General features: G+C 69.2%; 14 protein-coding genes. 5 read left to right on the top strand and 9 right to left on the bottom strand.

The features are described 5' to 3' along the window. Positions 1 to 434 (top strand): DoxX family protein (locus KME77_RS05305; protein WP_219462537.1); only part of this gene is annotated, 434 nt, incomplete at its 5' end. 66 nt (positions 435 to 500) lie between these two features. Here the strand turns inward: KME77_RS05305 and KME77_RS05300 are convergent. From KME77_RS05300 to sucC, 5 genes are all read right to left on the bottom strand, one after another. After that, positions 501 to 1,166 (bottom strand): vanadium-dependent haloperoxidase, encoded by a 666-nt coding sequence (locus KME77_RS05300; protein WP_219462536.1) that lies wholly within the window; start codon positions 1,164 to 1,166, stop codon positions 501 to 503. A gap of 69 nt (positions 1,167 to 1,235) precedes the next feature. After that, on the bottom strand, positions 1,236 to 1,568 hold the full coding sequence (locus KME77_RS05295) for a hypothetical protein (protein ID WP_219462535.1): 333 nt from the start codon (positions 1,566 to 1,568) through the stop codon (positions 1,236 to 1,238). Between the two features lie 173 nt (positions 1,569 to 1,741). After that, positions 1,742 to 3,346, bottom strand: a complete 1,605-nt coding sequence (locus KME77_RS05290; RefSeq protein WP_219462534.1) for a cell division protein PerM — start codon at positions 3,344 to 3,346, stop codon at positions 1,742 to 1,744. Positions 3,347 to 3,662: 316 nt separating this feature from the next. Continuing rightward, a complete protein-coding gene (gene sucD, locus KME77_RS05285; protein ID WP_219462531.1) occupies positions 3,663 to 4,538 on the bottom strand; it encodes a succinate--CoA ligase subunit alpha in 876 nt (291 codons plus the stop codon). A gap of 1 nt (position 4,539) precedes the next feature. Further along, positions 4,540 to 5,721, bottom strand: a complete 1,182-nt coding sequence (gene sucC, locus KME77_RS05280) for an ADP-forming succinate--CoA ligase subunit beta (protein ID WP_219462529.1) — start codon at positions 5,719 to 5,721, stop codon at positions 4,540 to 4,542. 346 nt (positions 5,722 to 6,067) lie between these two features. Between sucC and KME77_RS05275 the strand changes: the two genes are divergently transcribed. Then, a complete protein-coding gene (locus KME77_RS05275; protein WP_219462528.1) occupies positions 6,068 to 6,892 on the top strand; it encodes a hypothetical protein in 825 nt (274 codons plus the stop codon). Positions 6,893 to 7,054: 162 nt separating this feature from the next. Continuing rightward, positions 7,055 to 7,933, top strand: a complete 879-nt coding sequence (locus KME77_RS05270) for a hypothetical protein (protein WP_219462526.1) — start codon at positions 7,055 to 7,057, stop codon at positions 7,931 to 7,933. Between the two features lie 44 nt (positions 7,934 to 7,977). Here KME77_RS05270 and KME77_RS05265 read toward each other — a convergent pair whose 3' ends face one another. From KME77_RS05265 to galE, 4 genes are all read right to left on the bottom strand, one after another. Further along, entirely contained in the window at positions 7,978 to 8,367 is a 390-nt protein-coding gene (locus KME77_RS05265) for a VOC family protein (protein WP_219462524.1), read from the bottom strand. Next, on the bottom strand, positions 8,364 to 8,627 hold the full coding sequence (locus KME77_RS05260; protein WP_219462522.1) for a zinc ribbon domain-containing protein: 264 nt from the start codon (positions 8,625 to 8,627) through the stop codon (positions 8,364 to 8,366). The genes KME77_RS05265 and KME77_RS05260 overlap by 4 nt, the downstream gene beginning before the upstream one ends. After that, the gene (locus KME77_RS05255) at positions 8,620 to 9,057 is read right to left on the bottom strand and encodes a MarR family winged helix-turn-helix transcriptional regulator (protein ID WP_219462519.1); all 438 of its coding nucleotides are present in this window, start codon (positions 9,055 to 9,057) and stop codon (positions 8,620 to 8,622) included. Before KME77_RS05255 ends, KME77_RS05260 begins: the two co-directional genes overlap by 8 nt. Positions 9,058 to 9,123: 66 nt before the next feature. Then, positions 9,124 to 10,116 (bottom strand): UDP-glucose 4-epimerase GalE, encoded by a 993-nt coding sequence (gene galE / locus KME77_RS05250; protein ID WP_246609202.1) that lies wholly within the window; start codon positions 10,114 to 10,116, stop codon positions 9,124 to 9,126. 116 nt (positions 10,117 to 10,232) lie between these two features. Between galE and KME77_RS05245 the strand changes: the two genes are divergently transcribed. Both KME77_RS05245 and KME77_RS05240 read left to right on the top strand, forming a co-directional pair. Then, the gene (locus KME77_RS05245) at positions 10,233 to 10,574 is read left to right on the top strand and encodes a hypothetical protein (RefSeq protein ID WP_219462517.1); all 342 of its coding nucleotides are present in this window, start codon (positions 10,233 to 10,235) and stop codon (positions 10,572 to 10,574) included. Beyond that, positions 10,556 to 11,014, top strand: coding sequence for a hypothetical protein (locus tag KME77_RS05240; protein ID WP_219462515.1), 459 nt, complete (start codon positions 10,556 to 10,558; stop codon positions 11,012 to 11,014). The genes KME77_RS05245 and KME77_RS05240 overlap by 19 nt, the downstream gene beginning before the upstream one ends. Positions 11,015 to 11,242: the final 228 nt, after the last annotated feature.

Below are 11,242 nucleotides of genomic sequence, written 5' to 3'. Positions count from 1 at the left end.
GAACCCCGCCCATGCCCACGGCCATGACCACCACCGCGACCGCACACCCCCGCCGTGCCGGCGCCGCCTACTGGGTCATCACCGCCGTCGTCGTCGGTGAGTGCGCGGTCGGCGGCGCGATGGACCTGCTCAGGATGGCGCCGTTCTACCCGATGATGATCGAGCTGGGATACCCCGCCTATCTGGCCACGATCCTGGGCACGGCCAAGATCATCGCAGCGGCGGTACTGCTGGTCCCGGGGTTGCCGCGGCTGAAGGAATGGGCCTACGCCGGCATCGTGATCAACATGATCGGCGCGTGCGCGTCCCAGCTCGCGGCGCACCACACCCTCGACAACCTCATCGCCCCCGGCGCTTTCGCGGCGCTGGCGGTCGCGTCCTGGGCACTGCGCCCAGCCACGCGCCGACTGCCCTCCACCGCGAAAGCGAAGTAACCGAAGTAACCGGGGTGAATCGCCAGCGAGCCACCACCCCGGACGGATGACACCGCTCCACTTCTGTCAGCGTGGACACGCGCCCACATGCGTGGGGCCGGATCTCAGCAGCAGTCGCCTGGCGAGGATCTCCGCGGCGACGTTCGAGCCCATCGCCAGCCCATCCCGGTTGCTGAACTCGAAGTGCAGCCCACCGAACACCCGCGACCTGCCGGCGTCCCCGGCGGCGGCCGAGAAGCCGGGGAACCGGCGCTCCCACGGCCGTCCCGTGGCCGGATCGATCGGCGCGGAGTCGGTGACGAGCGTGAAGGGGATCCTGTCGTCGCAGAAGAAGCCGGCCAAGGCAGCCGCCGCGGCACCGCTGAACGTGCTGTGCCCGGAGACGTACTCGGGTGAGGTGCCCGGGTTGCCGGCCCGCGCCCGCCAGGTGTCCACCTTGTCGGTGTAGGGGTTGCCGTCCGTGTCGGCCTGCTGGATCGCGGACGTACGAGCGTGGTCACCGCGGGCCGTGGCGATGCCGTTGACCGCGTCGTACATGCCGACGTTGACCATCGCGTACGTCCTGGCGGCGTCGGCATCGCCGGCCCGCTTCAGCCGGACGATCTCCAGCGCCGCGGTGTTCCACGAGCCGACGGCGTCCACGTCCGGCGGCTTGGTGACGGCGGCATCGGCCGCGGGCGGCCCCAGCAGCGGCACGAGCGCGAGCATGGCTAAGAGAGCGGTCTTCCTCATGGTCCCCCCTCGGTCGGGAAACAGCCCCCGACAGCCTCCCCGGCTGCCGGGGGCTGGGAGTCGGCGCCGCTAGGGCGCGCAGGGAACGCTGTTCCCCGTACGGATCTCGTAGAAGATCGCCTGGCGGTACGCGGGCGGCACGACGGCGCGTCCGGCGCAGAGCGTGAGGTCGCCGCTGAGCGCGTGCAGGACGACCTGACAGTTGGGGAGCGGCTGGTTGTCGAAGGAGCCGGCTCGACGGCCGGGCACCACGCCGATGAAGGCCTGGCAGGATTCGTAGCTGATGTTCGTCGTCGGCTGCGCGAAATTAGTGTCGGTGAATAACGTGAGTCGGCCTACGGCCGCGTGTGCCGGGAGGGCCATGATGATCAGCGTGGCGATGGCTGTGACGGTCGCGCACACAGCACGACCAGGACGGATGGCGCGTAACATTTCTCCCCTTGAAAGTAGTCACCCGTTTACATAAAAGGTGGCGTTTCGTCCCCGTGCCCTTTATGTGTAAACGCTTCATGGGGTCCGTGCAATAGCGATTGATGCCGTTCAACAACATGAGTTGTACGGGGTTACATCAGGTATCAGTCGCGGTCCCACGCGTACGGGTCGACGTAGATCACGTGGCCACCCCGGTCGTCCGACTCGTCCACGATGTCCGTACGCGGCGGCCGTGGCTGCTCCGCCTGCGCCGGGCGCGCCTGGGACATCGTCTCCGCCGCCGCCGAGGCGTGCTCGTCCTGCCAGTCGTCGCGGATGACCGGGATCTCCTGGGTGTCGGCCTCGGTGGCGTCCATCCAGTGGCCGGGCAGCGGGCGAGCGTCGGCCTCGGCCAGGCCGACCTTGCTGGCGGCCCTGGCGATCGCGGCGCCGGCCTTGCGCACGGGGGCAGCGGCCTTGTCGAGCGGGAGGCGGGCGCGGCGGTTCAGGAGCAGCAGGTTGGTCACGCCGGCGGAGATGCCCGCGGCGACGCCCACCTCCAGGCCGACCGACAGGGCGACCTCCCACGGCGAGGGGCCGACCGTGGCCAGCCGGCCGCCGCCGATCGGGCCGCCGGACAGCGCGGCGAGCAGGGCCGCGACCAGGCCGGTGGTGATCCCGGTGAAGAAGCCCCACAGCGGCGCGGCCTCGTACGAGGGCGACGGCGCCATCCTGGCCACCACCACCCCGGCCACGGCCCCGGCGGCGAACGGCAGCGCGATCACCGCCATCGTCCAGCCGGGCACGGGCCCGCTCTCGGGCAGCGCGCCGAGCAGCGGCAGGCTGGGCACCGTGCCGAGCTGCACGCCCGTGGGCGCGACCAGCGTGCCGGCGCCGACGGCGAACCCGGGGCCGGCGATGTAGGAGGCGGCCCAGATGACGGTGTTGAGCAGGTAGAGCGCCTGGACCAGCAGGAGCAGCACGCCGCCCACGAACCCGGGCGCCAGGACGTCGGACAGCGCGCGCACCTGGCCGAAGTTCAGGACCAGGGCGACCAGGACGAGGACGAGCCCGGCCGCCAGCAGCACCGCGATGGCGACGGCCGTGCCGACGGTCAGTGCGCGCACCCGCTCGGGCAGCAGCCGCAGCATGGCCCGCCAGGGGCCGATCGTGCGGGCGGTCGCCACCGCCCCGGCGAGGAAGGCCAGCGCGAAGTGGCTGACCAGCGCCTCACCGATGAACGGCTGGGTGATGTCGTTGCGCGCGACGAGCGCGATCAACCCGGCCAGCAGCGCGTATGGGGCCGCCAGCGAGACGCCCGCCTGCGCCACGAGGACGAGCTGGGCGCGGCGGCGGGCGTTGGCCTTCTCCCGCGGGCTGTTCTTGGGCAGCCGTGCCGGCAGCCGCAGCCGCAGGTCGGCGTCACGGGCCATCCAGCGCGCGGCGCGGTAGAGCAGGACGGCGGGCAGGATGGTCAGGCCGAGCGGCAGCAGCCCCACCTTGCCGCCGGGAATGGCGAACCCGGCGTGGTGCGCGGCCAGCCACACCTGGGCGGCCGTCCTGAACACTCCGGGAAGCCCGGTGCCCAGCGTGCCTCGCGGCGCGGCGATCCAGCCGACGAGGGTCAGCGTGGTGAGGACGGCGAGCCCGACGCCGAGCGTCATGGCGGCGGCGAGCATGCCGGAGACAGGCAGGGGCCGGCGCGCCTCGTCGTCGTCACTCGAGACGCCGGGCAGCCGTCCAAGTACCTGTTCGAGTAGCGCCGTCACAAGATGTTATTTTCTCAAGCTTTCCCGACCAACGCTTGGTTGACTCGCCGCCACACCCGACTTTCCTGCCGATCCACGAACCGGCCGATCCGCCGGGGGGCGCCCCTGCATCATCGCAGGGGTGGGACGACGCCCACGCCACCGGCTGAGAATTCGCGCGTAACGGCGCCGGGCCACCATCCGGTCAGCGGCCGTGTTCCTGGAGGCCCTCAGCCCTGTGCGGCGGGTGGCGGTGGGGGCGGCCTGCCGTAAAAAAGCAAAAAGACTCCGCCCCGCACGGCGAGACGCACCGGCGGGGCGGATCAAGAACCACGTATCAACGCGCCTGCATGATCTCCCGCATCAGGCGGGCGGTCTCCGACGGCGTCCTGCCGACGCGGACGCCCACCTTCTCCAGGGCTTCCTTCTTCGCCTGGGCCGTGCCGGCCGACCCGGAGACGATCGCCCCCGCGTGACCCATCGTCTTGCCCTCGGGCGCCGTGAAGCCGGCCACGTACGCCACCACGGGCTTGGTCACGTGCTGCTCGATGTAGGCCGCCGCGCGCTCCTCGGCGTCGCCGCCGATCTCGCCGATCATCACGATCGCGTCCGTGGCCGGGTCCTCCTGGAAGGCCTGGAGGGCGTCGATGTGCGTCGTGCCGATGACCGGGTCGCCGCCGATGCCCACCGCCGTGGAGAAGCCGAAGTCGCGCAGCTCGTACATGAGCTGGTACGTCAGCGTCCCCGACTTGGACACCAGGCCGATGCGGCCGGCGGTGGTGATGTCGGCGGGGATGATGCCGGCGTTGGAGGCGCCGGGCGAGGCGATGCCTGGGCAGTTGGGGCCGATGATCCGGGTCTTGTTGCCCTTCTCGATCGCGTACGCCCAGAACGCGGTGGAGTCGTGGACCGGCACGCCCTCGGTGATCACCACGCAGAGCGGGATCTCCGCGTCGACGGCCTCCATGACGGCGCTCTTGGTGAACGCCGGCGGCACGAACGCGACCGACACGTCGGCGCCCGTGGCCTCCACGGCCTCCTTGACCGTGCCGAACACCGGCAGGCCCTCGTGCGTCGTCCCCGCCTTGCGTGCGTTGACGCCGCCGACCACGCGGGCGCCGGAGGCGAGCATGCGGCGGGTGTGCTTGGTGCCCTCACCGCCGGTCATGCCCTGAACGATGATCTTGCTGTTCTCGGTCAGCCAGATAGCCATGTCACGCACCTACCGCAGCGAGCTCGGCGACCCGCTTGGCCGCGTCGTCCATCGTGTCCACCAGCTCGACGCGCGGGAGCGCGGCGTCGGCCAGGATCTGCCGCCCGAGCTGGGCGTTGTTGCCGTCGAGTCGAACCACCAGCGGGTGGGTGACCGCCTCGCCGCGGCTCTCCAGCAGCTTGAAGGCCGAGACGATGCCGTTGGCCACCGCGTCGCAGGAGGTGATGCCGCCGAAGACGTTCACGAAGATCGACTTCACGGACGGGTCGGAGAGGATGATCTCCAGGCCGGAGGCCATGACCTCGGCCGACGCGCCGCCGCCGATGTCGAGGAAGTTGGCCGGGGACGGCTTGCCGGGGAAGCCCTCGCCCGCGTACGCCACCACGTCGAGCGTGGACATGACCAGGCCCGCGCCGTTGCCGATGATGCCGACGTCGCCGTCGAGCTTGACGTAGTTGAGGTCCTTCTCCTTGGCCTTGGCCTCCAGCGGGTCCTCGGCGGCCTTGTCGGCGAACGCCTCGTGGTCCGTCTGGCGGAAGGCGGCGTTGTCGTCGAGGGTGACCTTGCCGTCGAGGGCCTTCACCTGGCCGTCGGCCGACAGGATCATCGGGTTGACCTCGACCAGCGTGGCGTCCTCGTCGACGAAGCAGCACCACAGCTTCTCGATCAGCTCGGCGGCGCCGTCGAGCGACTGCTCGGGCAGCCCGCCCGCGACCGCGATCTCACGGGCCTTGGCGCGGTCGACGCCGGTCAGCGCCGACACCGGGACCTTGGCCACCTTGTCGGGCGCGCTGTGGGCGACCTCCTCGATGTCCATGCCGCCGGCGGCGGAGCAGATCGCGAGGAACGTACGGTTGGCGCGGTCGAGCAGGAAGGAGAAGTAGTACTCCTCCGCGATCGCGCTGGCCTCCTCGACGAGGACCTTGTGGACCGTGTGGCCCTTGATGTCCATGCCCAGGATGGCCTCGCCCTTGCCGACCGCGTCGGCGGCGTCGTCGGCCACCTTCACGCCGCCGGCCTTACCACGGCCACCGGTCTTCACCTGGGCCTTGACGACAACGCGGCCGGTCAGCTGCTCGGCCGCCGCCCGCACCTCCTCCACGGTGTGAGCGACAATGCCGCGTGGCACCGGGATGCCGTAGTCAGCGAAGAGCTCCTTCGCCTGATGTTCGAACAGGTCCACGAGGGTCCGTCCTTGTTCTATCCGACTGATGTGTGACGGCCCGAGTCACTGCGCTAATTGTCGCGTACGCTTCGCCGCTCGTTGGCATCGTGCCTCGCTCTCTCACGGCGAGCTCCTACGCTCTGGGTGCGTGCCGGGCGTTTCCGCCAGTGAAGCCTAGCCCCAAGCTTGACCTGCCCAGGTCATCGGGTCTGGGTTATCCCGTTATGTGACAGTGATCTCACTTCAGCACCATATTTCGCGACATCTGAAGAAGGGCACCCAATCTATGAGGCGATGGATCGCCGGCGCGGCGGCTGTGTCCGCGCTGGCCGTGGCCAGTCCCGCGTTCGCGCAGGCCAAGCCGGTGGACCCGGTCGCGGCGCTGAAGAAGCAGTTCGTCGCGGGGCAAGGGGTCAAGCTCACCGAGCACACCGACATCACCATCAGCGGCGACTCCTACACCAGTGCCGACCGGGTGGGCGCGATCGGTCTCGACGCCAAGGGCATCGCGGGCGTGGAGGTGACCCGCACCCCCTCCCTGTCGGCGAAGGAGCGGGCGAGCCTGGAGAAGGCGGCCGCGAAGAATCCGGACCTGGCCGACTCCATCGATCTGCTGACAGAACGCATTTACCTCGTCAGCACCGGAAAGCGCCAGTACGTCAACGGCGGCCTTTACAGCACGCTTATGCCCGAACACGCGACCTGGGTGGGCATGGACGCCAGCGCCGGTTCGGCTGCGTTCGGTGACCAACTCGTCAACGTTTTTGAACCGGCGACGCTCAAATACCTCCTGGCGACGAAGAAGTCGGTGAGCGGTTCGCAGTATCGCGGTTCGACGACGTTCGGCGCGTTGTACAAGGTGTCGCCGACGTTCCGCGAGCAGATCGCCATCAAGCCCACCGGAAAGGCGGCCAGGACCGTCATCTCGTGGCGGCTCACACTCGATCCGCAGAAGCTGGTCAAGCGACTGGCCATCACGTGGACGGTGAAGCTCAGCAAGAAGCTCACCTTCAAGGCCGCGACCGTCTCCCGCTACACCGAGTGGGGCACCGCCGTTAAGGTCACCGCGCCGCCCGCCGACCAGGTCGTGGACATAAAGGCACTGGTGAAGAAGGCTCCCGAGCCGCCCGCGTCCATCGACAGGAACTACGTCAGCGTCCCGCCGGACGACGACGGCAACGTCCAATAACAAGGAAGCTCGACAGACGGGGCTCCGGGATCTCCCGGGGCCCCGTCTGCACGAAACATCCACACTTTTTCCTCGTCGCGGACAATCAGTTGAGATATCCCCGTGATCTTTGTTTGGGACGATCCTCTCCGCTTCCGTTAATCAAGAGACGAGGGTATTGATATGAAGCGCATCATCACAGGGCTGGCGTTAGCGACAGCCGCGACGCTTGTGGCCGCCGCGCCCGCTCAGGCCGCGCCGAGGACGGACCCGCTCACCGCGGTGAAGAAGCAGTTCGTCGCGGGCAAGGGCGTGAGGTTCAGCGAGCGCTCCAACCTCGGGAACGGCAAGGTCAACGTCGTCTTCGTACGCCGGACAGGGGCCTACCAGTTCAGCGGGTCCGGCGTCGCCGCGTCCGACGCCACGAGCAAGTTCAACCCCGCCATCCTGGCAGTCGCCGAGGAGAGCGAGGAGGACAGTGAGGTCGTCAAGGTACTGAAGACGCCCGAGCGCATCGTCTCGGTACGCGGGACGACCTACGCCTCCGGAGGCCTGTTCTCGCAGCTCCTGCCGGAGGGCAAGACCTGGTACAAGCTCGGCAGGATTCCTTTCTCCGGCTACACCGGCATCTATGGACAGCCGCTCAACATCACCGAGCCGGCGACGCTCAGGGCCCTGCTGAAGGGCGCCAAGCCCGTATCAGGCGGTTACGCCGGCAAGATCACCGTGGGCAGCCTCCGCAAGATCTCCCCGAGCCTGCGCGGCAACATGATGCTCGGCCTGCCCAGCAAGAAGACGGCGAAGGTCGCCTTGTCGTGGAAGCTCACCGTGAACGCCAAGGGCCTGCCCACGCGGCTGGTCACGAAGTACCCGCTGGACGCGATCGAGCCCGGCCTCAAGGCCACGATCAGCGTCGACACGCGCTTCACCGGCTGGGGCACCAGGGTGTCGATCGCGGCGCCTCCGGCCGACCAGGTGACCTCGGAACTGAAGGACAGCGAGGGCACCGACGAGAACGGCCTTCCGTCCGTCGAGCTCCCGCTCGGCCGGATCGCCCAGTAAGCGCCCACTCGGCGACTACGTGAGCGAGGCAAGCCGCTGACCGGTCACGTCCCTCCCGTCCCCGTACGGGAGAGACGTGGCCGTTTGGCGTAGTCCGTCAGCCCCACGACGTTCCCCCACGGGTCGGCGATCTCGACCGTCCACCCGGTGAGCACCTCGAACGCCTCCCCGCCCACCTCCTGGGCGGCCGCGCGGGCGTCGGGGACCTCCAGCCACACCCGCATCGAGCCAGGCCGTCCCTCACGCGCGAGCGGCCCCGGCGTCTCCTCGCGGGCCCGGACGAGCAGCCCCGGCGTCTCCTCGCCGATCGCGAACAGCGCCAGCTCCCGCGTCGAGAACTTCTCCCGCAGCCCCAGCACCCCGCCGTAGAACTCCCTGGCCCGCGCCAGGTCACCCACGTCGACCAGGATGTTGTCGACGCCGAGCACGTTCACGGGATCAGCCTCGGGTGGCCGTGCCAGGCGGGCATGGTGCGCATGTACGCCCTGGTGGCCTCCTCCGCCTCGGCCCGGGGCTGGCCGGTGCGCTGCGTCTGCCACTGCACCATCCGCTCGAACCGCTCGTCGAAGTCCTGCAGCGTGCCGTCGGGCTTGCTGCACAGCCTGCACCAGGTGCTCTCGGGGTGGCCGGGCGCGTGGTCGTCCACCGACCGCATCGGCATCCCGCAGCTCTGGCAGCTCTCCGCGTCATCCATCGGGACCTTCCTCCCTCAGCAGCGCGCGGAGCCCGGTGACGAGCCCCTCGCGTTCCTCCGGCGTCATCTCGCGTACGGCACGCGCCAGCATGTCGTCGGCCAGCACCCGGGGCGAGGCCGCGGCGGCCGCGGCCCGGCCCTCGTCGGTGACCCAGACGAACACCCGCCGTCTGTCGCGCTCGTCCCTGATCCTGGCCACGAGCCCGCGTTCCTCGACCCGGTCCACCAGCTCGGTGGTGGCCGCCTTGGACAGCTGCAGGTGCTCGGTGAGCTCGCCGAGCGTCAGCGGTCCCGCGGCCATGAGGTGGGCGAGCACGGCGTGCATCCGCGCGGTCAGTCCGGCCGCGACGGGCCGCTTGGACGCCTTGAACCGCCGGTAGACGGCCGGGTAGAGCCGTGCGACCTCGCGTGCCGCCTCTGCTTCGTCCATCGTTCCTTTCGTACACGAACAGTTCGTATACGAATCATATGGCGGGAGTCGCCCGCGGTCCAGGCCCTATTCGCCGCCGCCGAGGCGGGAGTCCCGTACGGCGGCCCATTCCAGCGAGTGCCTGATCCCGTCCTCGATCGAGTGACGCGCCCGCCACCCCAGCACCTGGTACGCCAGATCGCTGCGCGTGTAGGCCCCGGCCACGTCACCGGGCCGCCGCGCCGTCTCCACCAGCTCGATCGGCCGCTCGACCACCCGGTTGAACGCCTCGGCCAGCTCGCGGACGGTCGTCCCGGAGCCGGTGCCCAGGTTGATCACCGACTCCCGCTCCGACAGCGAGTCGAACCGTTGCAGAGCCGCCACGTGTGCCGCCGCCAGGTCCCATACGTGGACGTAGTCCCGGATTCCCGATCCGTCGCGCGTCGGATAGTCGGTGCCGGTGATCTCGAACGGCGTGCCCTCCTCGTACGCGCCGATCATCTTTCCGAGCGCGTGACTGGGCCGCCGCAGTTGCAGCCCGGTGCGCATCGCCGGGTCCGCGCCGATGGGGTTGAAATAACGCAGGGAAAGCACCTTGATGGGCTGCGTGGCCGCGATATCGGCGAACATCGCCTCGCACACCGCTTTCGTCCGCGCGTACGGGCTCTGCGGGTCCAGCGGGGACGTCTCGTCCACCGTGTGATCGTCGCCGGTCCGGTAAATCGACGCCGACGAGCTGAAAATCAGCCTGCCGCACCTGTTGCGCAGCAGATGGTCGGCGAACTCCAAACTCTTGGCGACATTGGCCCGGTAGTACCCGACGGGATCGCCGACCGAATCCGGCACCACGATCAGCGCCGCGCAATGAATGACCGCCTCGATGTCCGGCTGCTCGGCGAATATCTTGTCCACGAGCGGCCCGTCGGCGATATCGCCCTCGTAGAAGATTCGCCCCTCGGTGAACTCCCGCCGGCCCGTGACGAGGTTGTCGAGAATCACCGGAGTGATCCCCGCGTCCAGGCACGCCGACGCGACCGTGCTCCCGATGAACCCCGCCCCACCCGATATCAGCACTCGCATCCCAGCACCCTATTGGGTCCCGGCATAAACCCCGGGTCGGTCACGATCGTCGTCGTGGCGCTTACGCGCGGCAATTGAGGTGCGTTCGTGATCGATGTCCGCCAGGATGGCCCCTCATGAAGCTGATGATCATCGCACTAACAACGGGTGTCGCCGTACTCGTCTCCGCCGCCCCGGGGCAGGCGGCGCAGGCGGCGCCCAGGAACCCCGTCTCCGCGCTGAAGGCGCAACTCGTGGCCGGGCACGGCGTGCTGTTCACGGACGCGACCGCGTTCATCGGCAACATCAACAAGGAGCCGCTGGTCACGCACACCGGCAGCATCCGGTTCGGCAGGAAGGGCCCCACGGCCTGGGCCGTCGCCGGCAGGTTCAAGTCCCCCTGTACGAGGGCCACAGCACGAAGCCCGAGCGCACCGTCACCATCGGTGAGACCGCCTGGGTGTCCGGCGGCGAGTTGAGCAAGGACCTGCCCAAGGGCAAGACCTGGCTCAAGACGTACAGCCGGATGAACCTCACCACGATGAGCGGCTGGTTCGGCCAGCTGGTGAGCCCCGTCGAGCCCGGCACGCTGGCCGCCCTGGTGAAGAACGGCAGGCGGAGCGGCTCCACGTACACCGGCAAGATCACCTTCGACCAGCTCGCGAAGGTGTCGAACTGGTTCAACGGGTCGATGCCGCAGCGCCCGGACACCGAGGCGACCGTCACGTACACCCTCAGGCTGGACGGCAGGGGCCTGCCCAGCCGGCTGACCACCTCGTGGACGGCGACGGACTTCCTGGACATCCCGCAGTGGGACGAGAAGACCGTCACCACCGAGACCCGCTACAGCCACTGGGGCGTCAAGGTCTCGATCAGGCCGCCGGCCAAGGCCACGGTCACCACCAGCCTCAAGGACTGACGGGCGGAGGGGAATCGAGCCCTTCAGGAAGCCGTTACATGATCGTTATCGGCGTTCGCCCACCTATGCCTGCCTTTGGTTGTCTCACTAGTGAGACGCGTGATGCGTAGTACATAGTCCTGGAGTACCACCTTGATTTCCCTCCCCCGGATGCTGGCCCTCGCCGCCCTGAGCACCATGGTGGCGGCCTGTGCCACGGACGGAACGCCCGCCCCGGCGGCCCGGGGC

This window comes from Nonomuraea rhizosphaerae (assembly GCF_019396405.1).
Lineage (GTDB): Bacteria > Actinomycetota > Actinomycetes > Streptosporangiales > Streptosporangiaceae > Nonomuraea > Nonomuraea rhizosphaerae.
The sequence above is the reverse complement of the archived record's forward strand: the minus strand, read 5'-3'. Positions and strand labels throughout refer to the sequence as shown.